18 protein-coding genes are annotated in these 22,303 nt (G+C 65.6%); 7 read left to right on the forward strand and 11 right to left on the reverse strand.

The window, feature by feature from the left end; all coding sequences use genetic code 11:
* Positions 1-185 precede the first annotated feature (185 nt).
* The 4 genes from ACFO5X_RS11315 to ACFO5X_RS11330 all read left to right on the forward strand — a co-directional run bounded on the left by ACFO5X_RS11315 (position 186) and on the right by ACFO5X_RS11330 (position 3,706).
* The gene (locus ACFO5X_RS11315; protein ID WP_380717554.1) at positions 186-578 is read left to right on the forward strand and encodes a carboxymuconolactone decarboxylase family protein; all 393 of its coding nucleotides are present in this window, start codon (positions 186-188) and stop codon (positions 576-578) included.
* Between the two features lie 76 nt (positions 579-654).
* A complete protein-coding gene (gene pobA, locus ACFO5X_RS11320; protein ID WP_380717555.1) occupies positions 655-1,824 on the forward strand; it encodes a 4-hydroxybenzoate 3-monooxygenase in 1,170 nt (389 codons plus the stop codon).
* 65 nt (positions 1,825-1,889) lie between these two features.
* Positions 1,890-2,321 carry a MarR family winged helix-turn-helix transcriptional regulator gene (locus tag ACFO5X_RS11325; RefSeq protein ID WP_380717556.1) on the forward strand — a complete coding sequence of 144 codons (432 nt, stop codon included), beginning with the start codon at positions 1,890-1,892 and terminating at the stop codon, positions 2,319-2,321.
* Positions 2,318-3,706, forward strand: a complete 1,389-nt coding sequence (locus ACFO5X_RS11330; RefSeq protein ID WP_380717557.1) for a M20 family metallopeptidase — start codon at positions 2,318-2,320, stop codon at positions 3,704-3,706. Before ACFO5X_RS11325 ends, ACFO5X_RS11330 begins: the two co-directional genes overlap by 4 nt.
* 3 nt (positions 3,707-3,709) lie before the next feature.
* Here ACFO5X_RS11330 and ACFO5X_RS11335 read toward each other — a convergent pair whose 3' ends face one another.
* Complete coding sequence (locus tag ACFO5X_RS11335; protein ID WP_380717558.1) at positions 3,710-4,390, reverse strand: hypothetical protein; 681 nt, start codon at positions 4,388-4,390, stop codon at positions 3,710-3,712.
* Between the two features lie 200 nt (positions 4,391-4,590).
* Here ACFO5X_RS11335 and ACFO5X_RS11340 point away from each other — a divergent pair, with 200 nt between their 5' ends.
* Positions 4,591-6,093 (forward strand): caspase family protein, encoded by a 1,503-nt coding sequence (locus ACFO5X_RS11340; RefSeq protein WP_380717559.1) that lies wholly within the window; start codon positions 4,591-4,593, stop codon positions 6,091-6,093.
* A 3-nt stretch (positions 6,094-6,096) separates the two neighbouring features.
* Here the strand turns inward: ACFO5X_RS11340 and ACFO5X_RS11345 are convergent, their stop codons facing one another.
* Positions 6,097-6,972 (reverse strand): M15 family metallopeptidase, encoded by an 876-nt coding sequence (locus ACFO5X_RS11345; protein ID WP_380717560.1) that lies wholly within the window; start codon positions 6,970-6,972, stop codon positions 6,097-6,099.
* Positions 6,973-7,122: 150 nt separating this feature from the next.
* Between ACFO5X_RS11345 and ACFO5X_RS11350 the strand changes: the two genes are divergently transcribed.
* Together ACFO5X_RS11350 and ACFO5X_RS11355 are read left to right on the forward strand one after the other, a co-directional pair.
* The gene (locus tag ACFO5X_RS11350; RefSeq protein ID WP_380717562.1) at positions 7,123-7,695 is read left to right on the forward strand and encodes an OmpA family protein; all 573 of its coding nucleotides are present in this window, start codon (positions 7,123-7,125) and stop codon (positions 7,693-7,695) included.
* 45 nt (positions 7,696-7,740) lie between these two features.
* Positions 7,741-9,909, forward strand: a complete 2,169-nt coding sequence (locus tag ACFO5X_RS11355) for a serine/threonine protein kinase (protein ID WP_380717563.1) — start codon at positions 7,741-7,743, stop codon at positions 9,907-9,909.
* Positions 9,910-9,924: 15 nt separating this feature from the next.
* Here ACFO5X_RS11355 and ACFO5X_RS11360 read toward each other — a convergent pair whose 3' ends face one another.
* Genes ACFO5X_RS11360 through ACFO5X_RS11400 form a run of 9 tightly spaced genes read right to left on the reverse strand, consistent with a single transcriptional unit; the run spans position 9,925 to position 22,285 of the window.
* Entirely contained in the window at positions 9,925-10,647 is a 723-nt protein-coding gene (locus ACFO5X_RS11360; RefSeq protein ID WP_380717564.1) for a PP2C family protein-serine/threonine phosphatase, read from the reverse strand.
* Positions 10,644-11,324: a type VI secretion system-associated protein TagF gene (gene tagF / locus ACFO5X_RS11365; RefSeq protein WP_380717565.1), complete on the reverse strand. Its 681-nt coding sequence runs from the start codon at positions 11,322-11,324 to the stop codon at positions 10,644-10,646. Before tagF ends, ACFO5X_RS11360 begins: the two co-directional genes overlap by 4 nt.
* Positions 11,325-11,326: 2 nt before the next feature.
* On the reverse strand, positions 11,327-14,899 hold the full coding sequence (tssM, locus tag ACFO5X_RS11370; RefSeq protein WP_380717566.1) for a type VI secretion system membrane subunit TssM: 3,573 nt from the start codon (positions 14,897-14,899) through the stop codon (positions 11,327-11,329).
* Positions 14,896-16,320 carry a type IVB secretion system protein IcmH/DotU gene (gene icmH, locus ACFO5X_RS11375; protein ID WP_380717567.1) on the reverse strand — a complete coding sequence of 475 codons (1,425 nt, stop codon included), beginning with the start codon at positions 16,318-16,320 and terminating at the stop codon, positions 14,896-14,898. The genes tssM and icmH overlap by 4 nt, the downstream gene beginning before the upstream one ends.
* Before the next feature lie 16 nt (positions 16,321-16,336).
* Positions 16,337-17,677 (reverse strand): type VI secretion system baseplate subunit TssK, encoded by a 1,341-nt coding sequence (gene tssK / locus ACFO5X_RS11380; RefSeq protein ID WP_380717568.1) that lies wholly within the window; start codon positions 17,675-17,677, stop codon positions 16,337-16,339.
* A 25-nt stretch (positions 17,678-17,702) separates the two neighbouring features.
* On the reverse strand, positions 17,703-19,196 hold the full coding sequence (gene tagH, locus ACFO5X_RS11385; protein WP_380717569.1) for a type VI secretion system-associated FHA domain protein TagH: 1,494 nt from the start codon (positions 19,194-19,196) through the stop codon (positions 17,703-17,705).
* Positions 19,197-19,207: 11 nt separating this feature from the next.
* A complete protein-coding gene (locus ACFO5X_RS11390) occupies positions 19,208-19,510 on the reverse strand; it encodes a PAAR domain-containing protein (RefSeq protein ID WP_380717570.1) in 303 nt (100 codons plus the stop codon).
* 5 nt (positions 19,511-19,515) lie between these two features.
* Positions 19,516-20,118: a DUF6931 family protein gene (locus ACFO5X_RS11395; RefSeq protein ID WP_380717572.1), complete on the reverse strand. Its 603-nt coding sequence runs from the start codon at positions 20,116-20,118 to the stop codon at positions 19,516-19,518.
* Between the two features lie 7 nt (positions 20,119-20,125).
* The gene (locus ACFO5X_RS11400; protein ID WP_380717573.1) at positions 20,126-22,285 is read right to left on the reverse strand and encodes a type VI secretion system Vgr family protein; all 2,160 of its coding nucleotides are present in this window, start codon (positions 22,283-22,285) and stop codon (positions 20,126-20,128) included.
* Positions 22,286-22,303 lie beyond the last annotated feature (18 nt).

Below are 22,303 nucleotides of genomic sequence, written 5' to 3' on the forward strand. Positions count from 1 at the left end.
GGCCGGATCACCGGCCTGAAGGCGATATGAGTTTGCCGCGCCCTGCGCCCGTGAGGCGCCCGGCGCGGCCTCCATATCATCCCGCTTTCTCCTGTCATTCCTCCGCCACAGCCGTGGCATGGTTAGTTGCCTCTGGCAGCTATCCGGCCCAGATTTGCGGCGAACCGCAGTACTGGAGGCCGGACATGAGCGACATCTTTGACGAAAACCTGTTCCTGAAGGGGCTGGAGCAGCGCCGCGCGACCCTCGGGGCCGAATACGTGGACCGCAATCTGGCCGCCGCCGATTCGTTCACCCGGCCGTTTCAGGAGGCGATGACGGCCTGGTGCTGGGGCTTTGGCTGGGGCGACGACGTGATCGACGCCAAGACGCGCAGCATGATGAACCTGTCGATGATCGGCGCGCTGGGCAAGATGACCGAATGGGAAATCCATTGCCGGGGTGCGCTGAAAAACGGCGTCAGCCGCGATGAAATTCGCGCGATCATCCATGTGGTGGCGATCTATTGCGGCGTGCCACAGGGGCTGGAGTGCTTTCGCGTGGCGCGCAAGGTGCTGGAGGAAAACGGCCAGTTGTGAGGCTGCGACCGAAATGAGTTGACATCGCAACTCGCACATCCAACATCGGGGTATCCCAGAGGAGAGGATTACCCCAATGCGCACGCAGGTTGTCATCGTCGGCGGCGGACCTTCCGGCCTGTTGCTGTCGCAGTTGCTGATGAAGGACGGCATCGAGGCTGTTGTTCTCGAACGTCAGACCAAGGCGCATGTGCTGGGCCGGATTCGGGCCGGGGTGCTGGAGATGGGCTTTGTCGATCTGATGCGCGAGGCGGGCGTGGCCGAGCGGCTCGACCGCGAGGGGTTCGTGCACGACGGCGCGGTCCTGTCGTTCGACAACGATCAGGTGCGGATCGACTTCGGTGCGCTGACCGGACGGCATGTGACCGTTTATGGCCAGACCGAGGTGACGCGCGATCTGTATGACGCGCGGGACAGGACCGTCGGGCGTACGATTTTCGAGGTGTCAGATGTCGAGCTGCACGATCTGGAGACGGACAAGCCCTTCGTGACCTACCGCAAGGGCGGCGAAGAGCTGCGGATCGACTGCGACTTCATCGCCGGGTGCGACGGGTTTCATGGCGTCAGCCGAAAGAACATCCCGGACACGGTGCGGCGCGAGTTCGAGAAGGTCTATCCCTTTGGCTGGCTGGGCATCCTGTCGGAGACGCCGCCGGTGCATGACGAGCTGATCTATGCAAGTTCGTCGCGGGGATTCGCGCTGTGTTCGATGCGCAATGCCAACCTCAGCCGGTATTACATACAATGCCCGCTGTCGGACAAGGCGGAGACCTGGAGCGACGATGCATTCTGGGGCGAGCTGCGGCTGCGCATTCCGGCCGAGGCGGCGGAGGCGCTGGTGACGGGGCCTTCGATCGAGAAATCCATCGCGCCGCTGCGGTCCTTCGTGAGCGAGCCGATGCGCTGGGGACGGCTGTTCCTGTGCGGGGACGCGGCACATATCGTGCCGCCGACCGGGGCGAAGGGGCTGAACTCGGCGGCGTCGGACGTGTTCTACCTGCATCGGGGGCTGACCCGCTATTACGCCGAGGGCGACAGCGGCGGGATCGAGCGTTATTCCGAGAAGGCCTTGGCGCGGGTGTGGAAGACGCAGCGGTTCAGCTGGTATATGACCACGTTGCTGCACCACTTTCCCAATCAATCGGATTTCGATATCCGGATGCAGGAAGCCGAGATCGCGCATCTTCGCGAGGTGCGGACGGCGCAGGAAACGCTGGCGATCAACTATGTGGGACTGCCCTATTGAATGAGAAGACCTGTCCGGAGGGACGGCTTTCGCAGCCGGTCCGCCTGACGCCGGAGGGCCGCAGGGTGATCGATATCGACACCTATGGGCCCTATTTCCTGACTGCCGTGAACACCGCGCTGTCCCGCTCGGCCTCGGCGATCTATCTGCGCGATTTCGGGATTGGCGTGACGGAATGGCGGGTCTTGTCGTGGTTGGCGACCGAGCCGGGCATCGCGGCCGCGCGGATCTGCGAGGTGATCGTGCTGGACAAGGCGGCGGTGAGCCGGTCGGTCGCCCGGCTGGATCAGCTGGGGCTGCTGGACGTGGCCAGTTCGGACAGCGACCCGCGGCGCAAGAAACTGGCGCTGAATGCAGCGGGGATGGCTCTGCATGACCGGATCCTGGCGCGGGCGCTGAAGCGCGAGGCGCGGCTGATCGAGGGGGTGGACCCCGAGGACATGGAAGCCTGGCTGCGGGTGATGCGGATCCTGCGGCGGAATGTGGAGCGGTTATGAGCAGGGAAACGGTGCAGGCGGCGGCGGTGGACTGGCTGGGGTCGGGGCGGTTCGAAAGCGAACTGGCACGGCTGGTGGCGATCCCGAGCGAGAGCCAGGTGCCCGAGGGGCTGGCGCATTGCGCGGCCTATCTGGACGCGATGCGGAGCTGGTTCGAAGGGATGGGGTTCACCTGCCGGGTGTTCGACAACCCGAAGGCGGGGCGGGGGCCGGTGCTGCTGGCGACGCGGCACGAGGGAGAGGGGCTGCCGACCGTGCTGGGCTATGGGCACGGCGACGTGGTGCGGGCGATGACCGGGCGCTGGGCGCAGGGGCGCGAGCCCTGGGTGCTGCGGCGCGAAGGCGAGCGGCTGTACGGGCGGGGGACGGCGGACAACAAGGGGCAGCATCTGATCAACCTGATCGCGCTGGCCGAGGTTCTGCGCGCGCGGGGGCGGCTGGGATTCAACGCAAAGGTGATGATTGAGACGGGCGAGGAAACCGGATCGCCCGGTCTGCACGAGATCATCGCGGCACATCCGGAGGCGTTTGCCGCCAACGTGCTGATCGCCTCGGACGGGCCGCGGGTGCATCCCGGGCGGCCCACGGTGTCGCTGGGCTGCCGGGGCGCGGTGAATTTCGATCTGGTCTGCGATCTGCGCGAGGGCGCGCATCATTCGGGCAACTGGGGCGGGGCGCTGGCCGATCCGGCGGCGATCCTGGCCCATGCGATTGCCAGCATCGTGACGCCCGAGGGCCAGATCCGCGTGCCGGAGTGGCGGCCCGAACCGATCCGGCCGTTGGTGCGCGAGTTGCTGGCGGGGATGACGCTGGACGGCGGCGATACCGGGCCGGAGGTGGACGCGGACTGGGGCGAGCCGGGGCTGACGCCGGCGGAAAACGTCTATGCCTGGAACAGTTTCGCGGTGCTGGCGATGACGGCGGGCACGCCGGAGGCGCCGGTGAACGCGATTGCGCCAGCTGCGCGGGCGCATTGCCAGCTGCGGTTCATCGCGGGGACGGATGCGGCGGATATCCTGCCGGCGTTGCGCCGCCATCTGGACCGCGCCGGGTTCGGGCGGGTCGCCGTGGTGGCGGACGAGCGGGAGGCCGGGTTCTCGGCCAGCCGGACCGAGCCGGATCATCCCTGGGCGGAATGGGTGCGCAAATCGGTGGCGCGGTCGACCGGGACCGAACCGGCGGTGGTGCCGCAAATGGGCGGGTCGATCTGCAACGAGCTGTTCACCGACCTTCTGGGCATCCCGGCGATCTGGCTGCCGCATTCCTATGCCGGCTGCGCCCAGCACGCGCCGGACGAGCATGTTCTGCTGCCGGTCTGCGAGTCGGCGCTGGGGCTTATGGCGGGGCTCTACTGGGATCTGGGCGAGGACGGCGTGCCCCGCTGAGGGTCAGGACCGCAGCAGGACCTTGTTCGAGCCAACCGCCTCGGCGATGCGTACATATTCCAGCTTCGCCCGGGTCTGGGCGGAGGCGGAGCGCAGGAGCACCGTCTGCGCCTCGGCCAGTACGCGGGCGGCGTCGGCATTGGCGCGGTTCACCGTATCGGGGCGGATGGCGCGCATCCGGGCGGTGGCCGGGCCCCCCGCGCCGCCGGTCTGCAGGCGGATGAGCGGTTTGGTGTCGTCCCGGTTGTCGGCGACGATCTTTTCGAGCCTGTTTACGGTGTCTGACAGGACTTTGCGCACCTCGGCGTAGTCGCCGGTGTGCGGCGTGACCGAGATCGCCTGTTTCAGGTGAACGATCACGCAGTCGATGGCGTATTCCCTGGGCACGCTGGCGCAGACCAGTGCGCTGCGGTTCAGCACGCCGGTGATCTGGACCGGCACCGGGATCGAGGCGGCAACCGCGGGGCCGACGGGCAGGCCCCGGGCGTCGAAGCCACCGGGCTCGCCGCCCAATCCGCCGGTGCCGGAGCCAGTCTGGCCCTGTCCGCCGGTGCTTTGCCCGATGAGCTGTGGGGTGCCGTCGCCGGAAAAGAGCCTGTCGCCCGATGCAGGGTATTCCGCACTGGAGAACGCCAGCCCGCCGGCAGCGACGAGGAACAGGGAAAGAGCAGACAGATGCGTCATGTGAAAAACCTCGGAACTTAAAAAACCAGAACAAATGCCGGGCGCGCTGGGGGGCCAGCAACCGGATCACAATCGTGGGAGTCGAGATGGGAACTGGGCGGATCGGCGTCAAGGCAGGAATTCCGCTGTTTTGTTTCCTTTGCGTCAGCGTTAGAGTGCCCGATGTTGACTCGGGTATTTTTGCGAGCAGGACCAACATGATGAGTCTGGCGGTCAGAACTGTTGCCGTGTGGATGCTGTGTTGGACGGCATCTCTGGCAAGCGCGGCTTCGGATCGCGTGGCGCTGGTGCTGGGCCTCGGGGCCTACGAGACCATCGAGCCGCTGAGCAATACGCGCAACGATGCCAAGGCGATGGCGAACACGCTGTCGGGCATCGGGTTCGACGTGACGCTGGCGCTGGACGCGACGTCGGAGCAGCTGTTCAAGCTGCTTGAGGATTTCGCCTTTCGTGCGGAAACGGCCGATCTGGCGCTGATCTATTACGCGGGTCATGGCGTCGAGGTGCAGGGCGAGAATTTCCTGATCCCGGTCGATGCCAAGGTTCAGTCCAACCGCGACGTGCAGCGTCAGTCGGTGTCGCTGAAGCAGTTGCTGGCGGCGGTCGACCATGCGCGCAAGATGCGGGTCGTCATCCTGGATTCGTGCCGCAACAACCCGCTGGGCGATCTGATCGACATCAAGCAGGAGGCTCCCGCGCAGCAGGTGTCGACCGATGACGCGACGCGCGGAATCGGTGGCCTTGCGCCGGCGGATCCGGATCGCGGCACGCTGGTCGCCTTTGCCGCGAAGGACGGGCAGGTCGCGCTGGACGGCACGGGTGAAAACAGCCCCTATGCGCTGGCGCTGATGGAAAAGATGGTGGTGCCGGGGCTGGAGATCAGCCTGATGTTCCGCCAGGTGCGCGACCGGGTGCTGGAAACCACGCACAATCTGCAGGAACCGCATACCTATGGCTCGCTTTCGGGTGTGCCGTTCTACATCGCCGGGCCGGGCAAGGGGCAGGAGGATGTCGGCGGCGAGGATGCGCTGAGCGCCTGGACCAAGATCAAGCCGGATCAGGAACAGCAGCTGCTGGCGCTGGCCGAGCTAGGCGATACCCGCTCGATGCTGGGGCTGGCCTATATGCGGCTGAACCCGAACGAGGGGCGGTTCAACCCGCAGGAGGCGGTTTCCTTCCTGGAGCGGGCGGCCAAGGCGGGATCGCCCGAGGCGCAGTTCGAGCTGGCCAAGCTCTATGAGCGCGGCACCGGGGTCGAGCGCGACGAGGCGCGGGCGCTGGAGCTGTATCAGGAGGCGGCGGATCAGGACTTTGCCGATGCGATCAACGATCTGGGGTTCCTGCATTATCAGGGCGGGCTGGGCCTGCCGGCGGATCCGAAACGTGCGCTCGAGTATTTCGAGCGCGCGGCCGACCTGCGCCATCCGCAGGCGCAGTTCAACTTCGCGGCGCTGATCGACGACGGGCTGATCCCGTCCAAGGGGCCGGAGGACGCGGCGGAATATCTCTATGCCGCGCTGCGGTCGGGCAGTTCCGACGTGCTGAACCTGCTGAGCGAACGGCCGAACATGTTCACCCGCCAGACGCGGCGGGCGTTGCAGGGCAAGCTGAAGGAATTCGGGTTCTACACCGGTGGCCTGGACGGGGAATTCGGGGCCGGGACGCGCAAGTCGATCCGGCTGGCCTATGGGCTGAGCGAGTAACCTCTAAAGCTCTCCGTCCGCGAGCCATTCATCGAGCTGCTTGCGGCTGATCTCGAAGTGCATCGAGTCCTCGCGGTTGAAGCCGGCGCCCCAGACCCAGCCTTCCTGACGGAAAAAATCGGCGAGGATCGTCAGGCCCAACTGGGTCTTGCCATCGGTGAACATGTCGAGCTGGCCGTCGATGTTGAGATCGACCGCGAGGCCGTAGCTGTGCGTCGACAGACGGTCCTGCGTGCCGCGGATGCGGCGCACGCAGAGCGAGCCGGAGGTGTTGATCCGGGCGTAAAGGTCGGGGTCGGCGCGTTCGACATTGGCGAAGACGCGGCGCAGCGAGTCGACGGCGGGGCGCAGCATCCGCACGCGGATCGGGCCGACCTCTTCCAGCACCAGTTTGGCTTTCAGCGACTCGTTCGTCATCGCCTCGCAGGTGTCGGTCAGCACCTCGCGCGGGCGGCCGAGCTTGGATTCGAGATAGTCGGGCGAGGCGACCACCAGCCCCTGGTTCACCTCGGTCCGGTTGGCGATCAGCACGACCTGGGCGTAGGAATTGATGATGTCGTTCGGGCCGGTGCCACGGAGGATCGCGTCTTCCTCGTCCTGGTTCGGCTCGTAGGGGCCGCGGCCCATCTGGCCGACGGGGATCTGCGCGACCTCGGTCTGGAGCTGGGCGAGGCGTTCCTGCAGATCCTCGACCTGCTGGCGCAACTGTTCGATCTCGATGCGGGCACCCGAGTCGAGCGCGCCCCCGGCGCTGTCGTCCTCGGGCTGTTGCAGAACCACGCTGAGCAGAACCCAGATGATGGGCACCAGAACGATGGCGATGGCAAGGATGATGGCCGCCGGAATGAAGCGCATGAACTGGTCTTCGGGAGCACTCATGTCCTAGGGTCTCGCCACAATCTGTTCGAAATTTCGCTTTTTTTCCACCAACGTGACCGAGTTCACTGATCGAATAGACCGTTGTCGGATATCCCTTGACGGTATAGACTTATTACGTAACCCAAACGGCTACAAAAGGGAAAGCGAACCATGGTCCGTTTTAACAACCTTCTCGCGATTTCTCTGGTTACCGGCATTGTCCTCGGCCTGCCCGCGGCTACACTGGCCCAGTCGAGCGGCGAAATGACCGCCGCACAGATCACCGAAAAGCTGCAGAAGCAGAAGACCCGCGGTCTGGTCATCGTGCCGACCGGTCAGCAGGCCACCGGCAGCGACACCACCAGCGTCGCCGCGGCCGCGCCCGCCACCTACAACGAGGTTGCCCGCGAAGATCAGGTCAACGTGCAGATCTCCTTCGATTTCGACAGCGCTTCGCTGCGCGAGGATCAGAAGCCGAAGCTCGCCGCGCTGTGCGAAGCGATGAAGTCGGTGGATGCGGCGCTGTATCAGATCATCGGTCATACCGACAGTTCGGGAAGCGCCTCGTACAACCAGCGCCTGTCGCTGCTGCGGGCGCAGGAAGTGAAGCGTCACATGGTCAGCGAGTGCGGCATTCCCGACACGCGGCTGGAAGCCGTGGGCCTGGGTGAATCCGCCCCCTTCGACTCCGCTGATCCCAAGGCCGACGTGAACCGCCGCGTCGAGTTCCAGGCGCTGGGTTAACGGCCCTGACCGCCCCTGCAAGACCCCTCCGGCGGAGCTGTCGTCATGGTTGACTCGCGTCCCGGAGATGCCTTTCAGCCTGGCGAGCTCTTGAACAACACCTACCGGATCGAAGCGCTGCTGGGGCGCGGCGGTACCTCGGACGTCTACAGGGCGCGCTCGGAGATATCCGGGCGCCTCATGGCGTTGAAGGTGCTGAAATCGGAGTTCACCGGGAACGACGATTATCTTGTGCTGCTGACGCGCGAGGAGGAGATCCGGGACATCCGCCACGATGCGGTGGTGCGCTATTCGGAATGTTCGCGCACGCAGAGCGGGCAGGTCTATCTGTTGATGGACTATGTCGAGGGGCCGGGCCTGGACAAGCGGCTGAAGCAGGGGCCGATGCCGGCGGAGGAGCTGCTGGTCGTCGCGCGGCGGGTGGCCGAGGGGCTGAACGCGGCGCACAAGCGCAATATCGTTCACCGCGATCTATCGCCGGACAATATCATCCTGAAGGGCGGCGATCCGGCGCAGGCGGTGATCATCGACTTTGGCATCGCCAAGGACACCAATCCGGGCGCCGAGACGATTGTCGGCAATGAATTCGCCGGGAAATACGCCTATGCGGCGCCGGAACAGCTAAGCGGAAACACCGATCCGCGCACCGATATCTATTCGCTGGGCGCGCTGCTGCTGGCCAACTTCCGGGGCAAGCCGCCGGATGTCGGGCGCAATCCGATGGAGGTTGTGCAGAAGAAGAGCGAGCCGCTGGACACCAGCGGCGTGCCTGAGCCGCTGAAGACTCTGCTGGACCGGATGACCGCTCCCGACCCGGATGACCGCTTTCAGAGCACGGCCGAGGTTCTGAGCTTTCTCGACAATCCCGGCGCGGCGGTCGACAGCGACGCCACGGTGATCACGCCGGTCACGCGCAAGCGGATCGAGACGGCGACGGTGCCGCCGGCCCCGAGGAGCGAGGCGCCGGCAAAGCCCGCGCCGGATGCGCCGGCGGCGAAGAAGTCGCGCGGCGGTCTGGTGGCCGCACTGCTGGTGCTTCTGCTCGCGGTCGGTGCCGGAGGCGCCTGGTTCAGCGGGGCGCTGGACGGCATTGTCGGGGACACGCGGCCGCTGGCCGATCCCTATACGCTGCTGGTGGCGCGCGCCGAGGGCGGCACGCCCAGCGCAGTGGGCAACGTGCCGAGCGAGGCGGTGGCGCAGCGGCTGACCGAGCTGATGCACGCGCAGTCGGGCGAGGCGCAGCTGACGGTGGCACGCGGCGATATCGCTCCGAGCTGGGGCGAGGACGTGATTTCGATCATCGAGCAGATCGACGAGCTGCCCGAATGGAAGCTGAGCCTGAGCGGCAATCGCGGCCATGTCACCGGCCGCACCACGGATGAGGCGGAGCAGAAACAGCTGATGGCGGCGATGGGCAGCGATCTGCCCGGCGCGCTGGAAGGCAGTGCCGAGATCGCCTTCAAGCCGCTGTTTCTGCCGGCGGCGGAGGTCGCGGCGGTGGTGTCGAAGCTGGCCGATTGCGGGCCGCTGGAGACACCGGGCGCGACCAACGTGGGCTATGGGCCCGACAGCCGGATCGTGGTGACAGGGCGGGTGGCCGATACCGCCACGCGGGTCAGTCTGTTCGACCAGCTGACCGCCATGGCCGGCGGGCGGCAGGTGGTCGTGGATACCGAGGTTCTGAACGACACGCTGTGCCTGATCGAGAGCCATCTGCCGAAGGCGCCGTCGAGCGATATCGATATTGCCTTCACCGTGGGCGACCGCAACGAGCCGAACCCCTCGGGCCGGTTCTTCGTGGGCGAGAACCCGGTGATCGATGTGGTGCTGCCGCCGGATGTGACCGACGGCTATCTGACCGTCTCGGTGATCGACGTTTCGGGCAACGTGCTGCACATGTTGCCGATCCTGAGCCAGCTGGACAATTCGGTGAAGGATCTGCGCGCCGGTCGTGACGGGCCGGTGCGCGTGCGCGTCGCCTTTCCGCTGAGCGAGGCGGCGGGGACCGGGAAGCTGGCCTTCCGGGTTGATGACAGCACGCTGGGCAAGAGCAAGGTGATCGCCATCCATTCGACTGCCCCGCTGTTCGAGGGGCAGCTGCCGAGTTCGGAATCGGCCAAGAGCTATGCCGAGGCGCTGGAGAAATACGCCAGCCAGAACGAGGCGGTGATCCAGTCGCTGGACAGCCGGATCCTGACCACCGCCAAGCCCTGAAAGGTTCGGCAGGGTTCAGGCCACGTCGACCACGATGACCGAGATGTTGTCGCCGCCGCCGCCGGTCAGGGCGATCTGGATCAGCTCGTCGGACACGGTTTCCAGCGGATAGCGTTCGAGCGCGTTGCGCAGGATGCGGAAAGTCGCGTATTTGGTCAGCCCGTCCGAGCAGATCAGGAAGCGGTCGCCCGGTCGCGTTTCGCCATGCACCTTGTCGAGTTCCAGCACCTCGCCGACCCCGACCGCGCGGGTGATTGCATTGGAATGGGGGTGCTGTTCGGCCTCGTCCCAGGTCATCTTGCCGGCGGCAACGAATTCGGCAACGGCCGAGTGATCGGTGGTGAGCATTTCGATCTGGTGATCGCGCAGTCGGTAGATTCGGCTGTCGCCGGCCCAGATGCCGGCAAAATGGCCGTTGGCCAGCATAAGGGCAGCGACGGTGGCGCCGATGACGCCGCGCCCGCGGTCCTCGGCCTCGGCCAGGATGATCCGGTGCGCGGCCTGGATCGCGCTGCGCAGGGCGTGCATCCGTTCGGTGGGATCGAGCCCCGCCGGGATCGTGGCGATGCTGTCGGCGATCAGTCGGCTGGCGAAGTCGCCGGCCTCGTGCCCGCCCATGCCGTCGGCGACAACCCAGATGTCGTGATCGGGGAGCGCGAGGATCGCGTCCTCGTTCACCTTGCGTTTGAGCCCGACGTGGGTCTTGGCGTTGAAGCGGAAGGGACGCAGTTCGTTCATATCGGTCGCGCCTCGCTCCAGATCGGTGCGTTGAGGTGGAACAGCCCTTCGACCGTCGTTTCGTCGGGCAGGCCGTCGCAGACCATCACCCGGGGCACGCCGTTCACAACCGCGCTCCAGATGCTCGGGGTTTCGTAGCGCTTGGCGAGCAGGGCGGCGGCGAGTTCAGGCAGGGGGCTGGCGGGAAGGGCCGGGGTAAGCACAAGAGTGCGGCCGGCCGCGCGCAGGGGGGCGGCGCGTCGGAATTCGGGCGGGGCGATGTCGGCGAGGCGGCTTTCCAGCACCTCTCGGGTCATGCCGTCTTCAAGCGCGTCGAGCGCGAGGTCTTCCAGCCGCATGAAAAGGGGTTCCTCGCTGAAATGGTCGAGTTGGGCGGGCCCGGGCGTGGTGACCGCCGCGGCGAGCGTGAGGGGGAATCGCCGGCCGACGCGATCGACCGAGGGCATCAGGACGCCAAGCATCTTGCTGGAGGCGCCGAGGCCAGCCGCCAGAGAAAAGCGCCAGATCGGGGCCGACATGTAATGCGCGTCCCAGTCGGTACCCAGTGTGCGCTGGGCGGAGAGCATGGCGCCCTGAATCCAGGCGTCCCAGGCAGTGACGAAACCGCCCGGGAGATTGATCCGGAAGAAGTCGCCCACCGAGGGCATCTTTCCGAAGGCGCCGAACCCGCTTGCCATGATCACATCGACTTGGGACAGCTGAACTTGGACAGCGCCGGCAGCGCGAAGGGGTTCAGCACCGAGCCGGATTGCATGTCGAAGATCGCGACGCGGCCGCCGATGTTGAAGATCACCCGCTTGCGGTCGGTCGTGTTCAGGCGCCGCACCTCGGCGGCGTCGAGCAGGCGGAACCAGGCCCAGGGGCCGTCCCGCTTGAGCGTGCTTTCCACATTGTTGCGGGCCGGGTCGATCTGGACGCGGGCGAAGCCGACCGAGCCGGGCCATGTGATGGCAGCGGGGCGGGCCTGATCGCGGTGCGAGAAGGTCAGCGCCTGGCCGTCGATTTCCAGCGTCACCGACTTGGCGTCGGGGGGCGGGGTCAGCGAGAAGGGGGCGATCTGGAACTGCACCGCTGGATTGGGCGCGCCGTTGGCGAAGAAGGCGTCGCGGATTTCCGAGGCGTACTGGAAATTCTCGAGCACCTGTTGCGAGATGCCGAGATCCACGTTGTTGACCGGTTTCCAGGTCCATGGGCGGGTACGGGTGTCGACGTGGGCCAGCAGGTTGTCATTGAAGAAGGTGTCGACCAGCCCTGCGGGGGCGAAGAGTTTCGCGAAATCGGCCATGGCCACGTCGGCGCCGGCGCGGCGGTTGAAGGGATAGCGGTTGGTCACGACCTGTTCGCAGAAGGGCAGGACCGTCGCCTGCCATTTGGCGTTGATGGAGGCGCGCGTCGTTTCGCCCGCGGCGCCGGTCGAACCGGTGGTGATCTGCGAGGCCCAGCGTTGCAGAGGGCCGTCGAAACGACCGGCGGCCTGCTGGAAATTGGCGATGGCTTCGCCGCTTTCGCCGCCGCTGCTGACGCCGCTGAAGCTCATCTTGTTGAGTTGCTGATAGACCTCGGTAAGCACGGTCATCAGCTGGTCGAGCTGCGAGGGCTGGCCCTCGGGGCGAGCGACCAGATCCTGAAGCCAGGCGAAGCGTTCCTCGACATAGGCGCCCGGCGGCTTGGGCGGCTCGCCGCTCTGGGAGGAGGCCGCCGAGGTCAGCGCCTCGAAGATGATCTGACCCTGCAGAGACAGGTTGGAGCGGCTTTCGATGCCGACGATCCGGTTTGTCGCGTCCGCCACTGCGCCTTCCGGCAGGACCGAGCGGTTTTCGGTCAGCCGGGTTTCCTTGGCGATTTCGGTCAGAACGTTGACGATGGGCGACGTCGGACCGGAGAGGACGTTGGTGACCTCGACCGCGTGGCTGACGCTTTCCATCGGGATGATGTCGAGATCGCCGAGGATGGCGTCGTAGCGGGCGACATAGTCGTTGTAATAAAGGTCGAGCACGTCGCGGGCGAGGACCAGCATCGCCTGTTCGGACTGGACCTGATCGCCGCGCGCGCCCAGCACCCAGCTTTCGTTCTGGACCCGTTCGGCAACGCTGACCGCTTCGGGCAGGAAGACCTCGTGGAAGCCCTTGTAGGTGAAGATGCCCTCGACCCCTTCGTTCAGGGGCTTGCCGGAGGAGCGCACCATCGCGCGGGCGACGTTCGGGCCGCCGGCGTCGGTGATGCGCCATTTCGGCAGGGCGGTGGCCTTGGTGCTGTTGATGATGCCGTTGTAGACGCGCTGCGCCAGAGGCAGTTCGGTCAGGATGCCCTGCACCTGTTCGACCAGCGGGCCGTTCAGCGCGATTTCTTCCATCGGCTGGGAGAGCAGCGCCGAGAGGTGGTCGCCGAGGTCCTTGCGCAGCTGTTCGCGCACGACGCCGGGATAGGCGTTTTCCCAGTCGGCTTGCAGGAATTCGGTCACCATCTCGGCGTTCATCGGTCCCTGGAGGCCGAGCATGAGGTAGATTTTCAGGGCTTCGTACAGCTGTTCGTGGTTGTTCATGTTGCCGGTCATCTGCTCTTCGAGGCGGAGCAGGAGGCGCGGCAGGAAGCGCTGGTTGAGAGCCGAACGGTAAGTCTGCGCGGCCTGGGTGCCGATGACCTCGCCCTGGTACAGTCCATAGCGCAGGCGGCCTTCGGGGTCGGGTTCGTTGATCACAGGATTGCCGGGCATGTCGCGCAGCTGGTTCAGCGCCAGCACGACGGGCGGCAGGTCGGTGTCACCCACCGGGCTGGGCGGCAGGACGGCGGCGGCTTCCTGATAGGCGGTGGCCTGGGCCTCGGCCGCGGCGATCAGCTCGGAATTGCCGAGATAGCTGCGGACCCAGAGCGCGCCCATGCCGAGGGCGATCAGGATCGTCGCGGCGATGGCGGCGCGCTGGGTCCAGCGGTAGCGGCGTTCCACCTTGTCATCGGCCGAGACGAGACCGGCCTCGTTGAAGATCACCTTTTCGAACAGTCGGGTCAGGAAGAACGAGCGTCCGGTGCCCTGGCCGGTGCCGATGGCCTGGCGGCCGATCCCGAAGGTCTGGGCCATGCCCAGCATCAGCCGGTCGATGGGGGTACCTTCCTGGGTACCCGAGGTGAAGTAGATGCCGCGCAGCATGTGGCGGTTTTCAAAGCGATTGTCCTGGAACACCTCGGTCAGGAAGTCGCGTGCCACCTGGCGGACCGACGCGACCTGGCTGGGGAAGCCGGCGATCAGCGCGCGGCGCTGGTGGTCGGTTTCGCGCTGCATCTTTTCCAGCGACTGGGCGTTCAGCTGCGCGAGCAGGGCGCCGAATTCGCCGTCGAAGGCGGCGACGGGCGAGGCTTCGCCCTTGGCCTTTTCCAGCGGCAGGGTGAAGCCCCAGACCTGTTCGCGGTCTTCCTTGCCGAGATCGTCGAAATATTCGGTAAAGCCGGCGATCAGGTCGGCCTTGGTGAAGAGGACATAGACCGGAAATCGCACGCCAAGCTTTTCGCGCAGTTCGTTCAGGCGGCGGCGGACGGCGGCGGCGTGCGCCTTTTGCGTCATCTCGTCCTGCAACGAGAGGTCGGAGAGCGAAATGGCCACCATCGCGCCGTTGATCGGCTGGCGCTTGCGGTATTTCTTGAGCAGGCCGAGGAAGCCGATCCACGCCGCGTTGTCGGCGTCGGCATCGCTTTCCTGGGTGGTATAGCGCCCCGCGGTGTCGATCAGGACGGCTTCGTTGGTGAACCACCAGTCGCAGTTGCGGGTACCGCCGATGCCGCCGATGGCCTCTTTCCCGAGCTTGTCGGCGAGCGGGAATTGCAGGCCCGAGTTGACGATGGCCGTGGTCTTGCCGGCGCCGGGCGGGCCGATCATCACATACCAGGGTAGTTCATTCAGGTGGCGTTTGCCGTTCTTCGATTTCTTCAGTTCGGCGATGGCCAGCTTGAACTTGGAGCGCAGTTCGCCGATTTCCTCGGACACCACGTCGTCTTCGGCGGTTTCGGTCGCCTCGACGATTTCCTCGGTCATCTTGCGGTTTCTGCGCCAGCGCAGCCAGAGCACCAGCAGCATGATGATCAGGAAGATCAGCCAGATGATGCAGATGGTGACGATGCGCGCGATCAGGCCGGTGAAGGGGTGCCAGTCGTCGCTGCCGATCAGCGGGCCTAGGAACCAGACCGCGAGCGAGAGCATGAGCGCGACGAAGGTCAGCGCGAAATAGATCGAGCGGAAACCCCGGATAATCCAGCGGATCATTGACTGACCTCTCGCACCAATACCACCTCAATGCGCCGGTTCTTGGCCCGGCCTTCCCGTGTCTTGTTGTCCGCGATCGGTTCCTTGTCGGCCCGGCCCTCGGCGGTCAGCCGGGAGGGGTCGTCGAAGGTCTCGGCGATGCCGTTCATCACCGACTTCGCCCGGGCGAGCGAAAGGTGCATGTTCGACGGGAAGCGCGAGGACTTGATCGGGACGTTGTCGGAGTGACCGACGATGATGATTGCGCCCTTTTCGTCGTTCAGCGCCTCGGCCAGGCGGCGGATCGGCTGGACGAACCGGGGTTCGAGCGCGTCCGAGCCCGAGCCGAACATGCCCGAGCCCTCGATGCGGATGACGAGGGTGTTGGCGCGCGGGAAGACCTCGATGATGCCTTCGGCGATCTCTTCCTTGAGGAAGCCCTCGACCTTTTTCTGCTGGTCCAGCGCGGTGGGCGCGGGCGGCGGTGGCGGCGGCGGGGGCGCGCGGCGCAGAAGCTGGGCGACGGGGCCGGAATCGATGATCGAAAGCTGGCCTATGACCCGTTCGGTCGAGCGCGAGAGCAGCCAGCCGAGGCCGAGGAACTGCGCGGTCAGCAGGAAGGCGGTGACGCCGACGGTGATCCAGGCGAGACGCCAGGCCGAGAGCGCCTTGAACGGTTTCAGGATGCCTTCCCAATGGGGCGAGAGGTCGCGTTCCATCGGGCCGCGCTGGGCGCGGATGATGCGGGCGAGGGCGGCGCGGATCTGGGTGTGTTTCTCGAGCCCGTTCGGCTCGACCCGCAGGCGGCCTTCGAAGCCCAGCGACATGCACATGTAGAGGAATTCGAGCATGTCGATATTGGCGCCGGGTTCCTTTTCGAGCCGGGCGAGCAGGTCGTAGAAGCGGTCGCCGCCGACGGTTTCGCGGTGGAAGGTGCCGACCATGGATTGCAGCCCCCAGGCGGACTGGCCGCCCCAGGGGGTGTTCAGCACCACGTCGTCCAGTGTCGCGCAGAGGGCGTAGCGCGCGACCTTGACGGTCTGCGCGGCGATCCCGGCCTGCAGGGCGCGGTTCTCGAACTCGCGCACCTCGGCCACCACGCTTTGGCGCAGCTTGTCGGGATCCATGTGCTGGGCGCGGTTGCGGATGCGCGAGATCAGCGAGAACAGCGTGCTGGCGCAGGCGATGAGCGGGTTCATCCCGGTCATCGCCATCTTGGCGTTGGGCGCGCCCGAGCGCTGGGCGTCGCGTCGCGGCGTTGCCCCCTGGGGGACTCCAAAGGCATCGAGACCGCCGCCGCCCTGCGCGGGCGGGTCGAGCGGGTCGGACGCCCTGCCGGGCTGGGCCATCGGATTGGTCGCGCTGCGCCGGCCGCCCGGATTGGGGCGGATCACCGTCTTGTCGGTGTCGTCGGGTTCTGCAAACGGGTCTTCGTCAGCCATGCTTCATCCCATCCGATCAGGCATTGCGGATCGCCCAAAGCTCCATCTTCAAGCCCGGATACTGGCCCGAGACGTGAACGGCGATGCCGCCGGACGTTGTCATCTTGCCCCAGTAGGGGCTGGCGGAGTCCAGTTCGAAATAGACCACGCCGGCATGGTAGGGGATCTGGCGCGGCGCGACCGGCAGGGGCCGGATCGTGATGCCGGGCAGGGCCGAGTTGACCAGCTGGCGGATTTCCTCGACCGGGCCGATTTTGGCCTGGCCGGCGAAATGGCGGCGCACGTCCTCAGCCGGTATGTCGGCGTTGACCGCCAGCACGAAGCCGGCGTTGCCGAGCAGCTTGCGGTCGGCGATGACACCCACGCTGATGCCGTATTTGCGCGGTTCGAGCGCGATCGGGATCGCCGTCTGTTCCAGCACCGAGCTGAGATACTGGCGCAGCGTGCGGATCACCGGCGTGAAGGTCGCGGTGAGGTTGTCGTGCGTGTAGGCCGGGAAGCGCGGCGGTTCCTTGTCGGCGCTCATGAAGACCGAGAGTTCGCCGGCGAGCGAGACGAAGGTGCGGTAGAGGTCTTCGGGGTGCAGGTTCTCGATCTGGCTGAGGTGGCGGACCAGCGGCAGGGTGCGGTTGACGACGCCGAGCAGGAGGAAGTCGGAGATTTCCGCCGCCCCGCGTGCGCCGGCGCCTTCGGAGAGCCGACCGGCCAGCGCGGTCATGCGGTGCGAGAGAAGACCTTCGAGTTCGCGCAGGAAGCCGCTGAGCGGATTGGCGGCGCGCACATCGACGGCCGAGGGGATGAACGACTGGTCGAGAATGATCGACTTGTCTGGGCGCACCTCGATGATGCGGGCAATCGGGATCGCCAGCTTGTCGGCGAGGTCGTCCACCGCCAGCGCGAATTGCAGGCGCAGCTTGCCGACGCCGATGGTCACCGGCTTTTTCTGCTGGCCCATGGTGTCGGTGACTTCGAGTTCGGACGGGCGCAGCCGGCTGGCTGACATCTCGGCGCCGGAGAGGTCGACCTCGGTCGCGCCCTGGCGGCGCTGCGGCACGGTCAGCATGACCACGCAGTCCTTGATCGTGGTCGGCACTTCCAGAGCGGGGGGATGATCGTCGGTCATCGGGACGCGGAAGACGGTGCCGTCATGGGTGAGGCCCGCGATACCTTTCAGCGCGAACTGGCCGACCTTGAGCACCTCGTCGTCGATTTCCAGCTGGCTGACGCCCCAGGCATAGGGCCGCACGCGCCGCGCCAGCCCGCCGACGAGCGCTTCCATATAGCGGTCGGACTGCTGGAAGTGATGCGGCTGCAAGAACAGACCTTCGGTCCAAAGCACCTTGCTGTCCCAGGACACGTGGTTCTCCCTATCTTAACGGACGCTATTGTTTCAGCTTGTCGAGCTGATCCTTGTAGGCCCGGGCAAATTCGCGGCTGAACAGGTCGTGAAAGTCGTTCTCGGCCTGATCGGATACTTCGGCATACATCTTTTCGTAGACTTCCCAATAGCGCGCCTTCTTGCCCTTCAGCAGGCTGCCGAAGGCGCCGGAGACCTCGATCTGGCCTTCGAGCACTTTTGGGTCGAGCCGTTTCAGCACGCCTTTGAGGGCGGCTTCCATGCCGGTGACCATGGCGATCTCATGCGCCTTGATGTCCTGGAGCGCCTGTTCGGCGGCGCTTTCGGGACTGAGGTAACCGCGCGTGGCGGGCTTGATCATCGCCTCGACCGCCTGTTCGGGGCTGATCGAGAATTTCAGCGGGTTGTTGCCCCCGGCGGAGATCATCGTCTGTTCGATCCGGAACTCGGACTTGATCGAGGTGCGTGTCATCAGGATTTCGCGCAGGCCGGTGACCAGAGTCTTCATTACACGGCCCATGCGGGCCAGCGTGTTGGCGTGGTCGGCCGGGTCGATCTGCAGATCTTCGGCGCCGGCGGCCTTGAGGAAGGCCTGCATCAACTCTGGATCGCCGGCCGCTGAGGCGGCGGGCGTTATCGGCGCCGTCGCGGGCGTCGGCGGCATGGGGGGGGCCGTGTCGAAGTCCGGATCGTCGTCTTGTTCCGCGAAGGGCGGGGGCGGCGCGGTCACGGGCGGGACGGTGGGCGGCGTGCGGCGCGGGGGCGTCGGCACCTGCGGCGGGGACGGCGCGCTGGGTGGAGGCGGAGGCGTCGGGGCGCCGGTGCCTTCCAGCAGGTCGTCCCAGTCGTCGGGGATCAGGTTCTGGCCTGCGCCGGTCGACTGGCCGCGGAAGCTGTCGTGGATGCCGGCGCTGTGCGAGGGCAGGCTGGCGCCGCTGCCTTCGCGCCCGTCGCTGGGCTTGTGAAAGAAGGGATCTTCCTCTTCGCCCATGGGCGGCAGCAGGTCGTCGATCGGGTCGACCGGGTTGAACTGGCTGGGGCCGGTGGGTTTGCTTTCGGGGCCGAGCAGGTCGTCGAGGAAATCGCCGCCGGGGCCGGGCGCGTCGAGCAGGTCGAGCGGGTCAGGTGCGCGGCTGGCATCGCCGTGCGAGATGCCGCCCTGCGCGCTGGGCGGGGCGATCAGGTCGTCGAAGTCTGGCACGTCGCTGGCGATCTGCACCACCAGTTCATAGCTGCCGAGGCTGAGGACGTCGCCGTTGTTCAGCGGCGTCGGCGTGCGGCCGAGCGGGATTTTCGAGTAGTTCAGGAAGGTGCCGTTGGTCGAGAGATCGACCACCACAACATTGCCGTTGTGATCTTCGATGACGAAATGGTTCTTCGACAACTGGCGGTCTGGGTCGGGCAAGACCACGTCGTTCGCCTGGCCGCGTCCCACGGTCAGGCTGCCACCCTGCATCGTGACGGGGCGCGCGTTTCCGGGCACAGTGCCGGAACTCTGGAACTTGAGCGTGACTGCCATGCCCGCGTTGCTTAACCTCCTGTCAGAACGGTGAATTCACCCTTTATGGCCATGCCGCCGCAGACGCAATTGTCAAGCATCCGCGCCGCCGGCATCGAGGCGATGATCACCGTGGCGGACCCTTTCACCAGCGGATGGGGACCGGTACCCGAGGGGTGCATGTCGCCGATGCGCGCGGCCATTATGCTGCCGACAAGGACCGTCGGCGCGCAGGGCGGGATCGTGGCCGAGGTGCCCGGCACCGGGCCGGCGGGCGTGGGCGCAAAGAGGGCGCAAAGCACGTTGTCGGTTGCGCGATGCTGCGGAAAACACATACCCCTTACTCCTTTGCCTGCGGTTTCGTGCCGACCCGGCCATTGCCGCCGCGCGCGATGTCGAGCGCCCGGTCGATCAGCAGGGTCTTATGTTCCTCGAACCTATCAGACAGTTTGTTGAGTGCCACCATATTCATGGCGAAGGCAGACAGCTCGGCGGCGCCGGCGGGAGCGGCGTGTTCGCGCATGTCGCCCGGCCCCAGCGTGCCGTCGCCGAACAGCGCGGCGCGGGCGCAATGCACGGTGTCGTCCTCGGCCGCGGCGTGGTCCATCGCGGCGCGCAGCTGTTGGCGGTTGTCGTCGGTGGGTTTGAACACCCAGGCCTCGGCCAGAGTCAGCGGCAGCGGGTCGGCGTCGGACTTGGGCCCGACATAGTCGCGCGCGGCGAGGCAGGCCCACCAGGTGCGTTCACGTGCGGGCAGGATGACGCCCAGCAGCATGAGCATGTCGACCCAGGCATCCTTGCTGTCGAGTTCGCCCAGCACCACGGGCGCCTTGGCGCTGGCCGGGGCATCGAGCGGCGTTTTCAGTTTCACGTTGGCGTCGGCCAGCATCCGCGCGGCGGGCAGGTCGGGAATCTTGGTCAGGTTGCTGAAGCGGTCGGTCATGGTGCACCTAGTTGATCAACGTGATGCCGCCCTTGGCGATCAGGATGCCGTCACCCTTCACCTGGGTCAGCGGCGATTTCAGCGTGGCCATGCCGGTGCCCTCGAAATTGAGCATCGGCCCCTTGATGGTGACGCCCGAGGGGTCGATCTTGATCGAGGACGGGCCGACCTTGAGCTCGATGCTCTGCATCGCCTCGACGGTGATCTTGCCGAGATCGGCCTTGGTCGAGATGTTGCCCATCTTCACCGCCGTCGTCTGGTTGCCCATCGACACGGTGTGATCGTGGTTGCCCTGCTTGATCTCGGTCTTGAAGTTGCCGGTGATCGTCTCGGTGAACTTGCCTTCGACGGTCTGTTCCTTGTCGGTCTTGATCTCGATCCTCTGGCTGCCGGTCTCGATCTTGTATTCCTCGTCGCCCTGCTTGATCGTGAGGTAGTGGTTGCCCTCCTTGATGGTGCGGGTGACGTCCTTCTTGATCGTCTCGCTGAGGCAGCCGTCGGCATCATGGGCGCCCGGATCGAGCGTGTCCTCGCCGATGGTCACGACCGACTTGTTCTTGATCAGCATCTGGTGATCTTTTTCGGCCTGGACGCGCATGAATTCGGCGCCCTTCTTGTCCTCGAACATCAGCTCGTTGTAGTTGTTCGCCCCGCCCGATTTGGTCGAGCGTGTGCGGATGCCGAGCTGTGCAGCGTCGTCGGGATACTTGAACGCGGGCTTGGTATCGCCGTTCCAGAGCATCCCGGTACAGATCGGCCGGTCGGGGTTGCCCTCTTCGAACTGGATCACGACCTCCTGCCCCATGCGCGGGATCGCGACCAGACCCCAGTCCTTGCCGGACCAGGGCGTCGCCACGCGGATCCAGCAGGAGGAATTCTCGTCCTTCTTGCCTTCGCGGTCCCAGTGGAACTGCACCTTCACGCGGCCGTGTTCGTCGGTCCAGATTTCTTCGCCCGCCTTGCCGACCACGGTGGCGGTGTGCAGGCCGGCGATTTCGGGCCAGGGGGTTTTCTGGCGGCGGCGGAACTGGATGTCGGATTTCAGGGCGACGAAATAGCAGGCGTAGTCCATGCTTTCCATCTCTTCGGGATAGGTCAGCTCGGGGCGGTCGCGGTCCTGGCGGTTCGGCTCCATCCGGTGCGATTCGGAGGGGCGGATGTAATGCACCGCCTCGGTCACGACATAGCTATTGTTTTCGCCCTGGGGGCCTTCGGTCAGCTTGAAGGTATAGCCGATGGCAAGATTGCGCGAATTGGTGACGCCGCGACGCAGCTGGTAGTCGACCTCTTCCGCCTGCATCCGGACCTTGGCCAGACGTTTGCCGCGGTTCGTGTCTTTCCGGTAGTGGCCGGGGTAATGGTAGAGTTCGTAACTCTTGTGCGAATGCGAAGCCTGCGTCGTCGTCGGCTCGAGCGCCTTGAGGTCGGCGCGGGGGGTCAGCATGTCGAAGTCGTTCAGGGTGACCTTGCCGGAAACCACGCTTTCGGCGCTGGCCCAGTCCGTGACCTTGTTGCCCTGTTCCTGACCCTTGCCGCCCGAACCCGAGAATTCGAGCTCGGCCATGCCGGGGGTCGCCTTGTGCGACGAGGTCTTGTCGTCGCAGAGGATGAGCTTGTTCTTGTCGCCGCTGTCGGGCGCATTGTCGAAGAAGGTGTAAATCCCCTCTTCCTGCATCAGCCGGCTGATGAAGTCGTAATCGGTCTCGCGATATTGCACGCAGTATTCGCGCGTTTCATAGGACTGGCTGAGCCTCTTGGTGTAATCGACAAAGCCGTAGTCGCCGAAGACCTGTTCGATGATCTGGATCGCGGTCTTTTCCTGGAAGATGCGGTTGTCGGAAGTGCGCGTGAGCATCCACGCCCAGTGCCGGACCGTCGCCAGATACTGGACCTCCTTGCCCTTGCTGCCGACCTTCTCGGCCAGCCGTTCGACCGAGACGCAGAAGCCTTCGAAGCGGCGCTTCTTGTTGTCGTTCAGCTCGAGTTCGACCCCGATCACCTGGCCGACGAGATTTTTCATCTCGATTGCCTCTTTCGTGACGAACTCGACCGTCATCTCGGTCAGCTCGCTGAAGGCCTCGCGCACGATGGCCCCGGTCAGCCAGAGCTCTTCTTCGCCCTTCAGCTCGGTGATCTTGCCCTTCAATTCAATTTTGACATTGGCCATGGGGCTGTCCTTTCAAAG

The organism is Seohaeicola nanhaiensis, assembly GCF_042654245.1.
GTDB classification, from domain to species: Bacteria; Pseudomonadota; Alphaproteobacteria; order Rhodobacterales; family Rhodobacteraceae; genus Seohaeicola_A; species Seohaeicola_A nanhaiensis.

Excerpts from the sequence above, each read along its gene's own strand:
- ACFO5X_RS11330 (WP_380717557.1), top strand. The coding sequence starts at position 2,318 with ATGAGCAGGGAAACGGTGCAGGCGGCGGCGGTGGACTGGCTGGGGTCG.
- ACFO5X_RS11390 (WP_380717570.1), bottom strand. The coding sequence starts at position 19,510 with ATGTGTTTTCCGCAGCATCGCGCAACCGACAACGTGCTTTGCGCCCTC.
- icmH (WP_380717567.1), bottom strand. The coding sequence starts at position 16,320 with ATGGCTGACGAAGACCCGTTTGCAGAACCCGACGACACCGACAAGACG.
- ACFO5X_RS11315 (WP_380717554.1), top strand. The coding sequence starts at position 186 with ATGAGCGACATCTTTGACGAAAACCTGTTCCTGAAGGGGCTGGAGCAG.
- tagF (WP_380717565.1), bottom strand. The coding sequence starts at position 11,324 with ATGGCAAGCGGGTTCGGCGCCTTCGGAAAGATGCCCTCGGTGGGCGAC.
- ACFO5X_RS11360 (WP_380717564.1), bottom strand. The coding sequence starts at position 10,647 with ATGAACGAACTGCGTCCCTTCCGCTTCAACGCCAAGACCCACGTCGGG.
- ACFO5X_RS11395 (WP_380717572.1), bottom strand. The coding sequence starts at position 20,118 with ATGACCGACCGCTTCAGCAACCTGACCAAGATTCCCGACCTGCCCGCC.
- ACFO5X_RS11340 (WP_380717559.1), top strand. The coding sequence starts at position 4,591 with ATGAGTCTGGCGGTCAGAACTGTTGCCGTGTGGATGCTGTGTTGGACG.
- ACFO5X_RS11400 (WP_380717573.1), bottom strand. The coding sequence starts at position 22,285 with ATGGCCAATGTCAAAATTGAATTGAAGGGCAAGATCACCGAGCTGAAG.
- tssM (WP_380717566.1), bottom strand. The coding sequence starts at position 14,899 with ATGATCCGCTGGATTATCCGGGGTTTCCGCTCGATCTATTTCGCGCTG.
- ACFO5X_RS11355 (WP_380717563.1), top strand. The coding sequence starts at position 7,741 with ATGGTTGACTCGCGTCCCGGAGATGCCTTTCAGCCTGGCGAGCTCTTG.
- ACFO5X_RS11350 (WP_380717562.1), top strand. The coding sequence starts at position 7,123 with ATGGTCCGTTTTAACAACCTTCTCGCGATTTCTCTGGTTACCGGCATT.
- tagH (WP_380717569.1), bottom strand. The coding sequence starts at position 19,196 with ATGGCAGTCACGCTCAAGTTCCAGAGTTCCGGCACTGTGCCCGGAAAC.
- ACFO5X_RS11335 (WP_380717558.1), bottom strand. The coding sequence starts at position 4,390 with ATGACGCATCTGTCTGCTCTTTCCCTGTTCCTCGTCGCTGCCGGCGGG.
- pobA (WP_380717555.1), top strand. The coding sequence starts at position 655 with ATGCGCACGCAGGTTGTCATCGTCGGCGGCGGACCTTCCGGCCTGTTG.
- ACFO5X_RS11345 (WP_380717560.1), bottom strand. The coding sequence starts at position 6,972 with ATGAGTGCTCCCGAAGACCAGTTCATGCGCTTCATTCCGGCGGCCATC.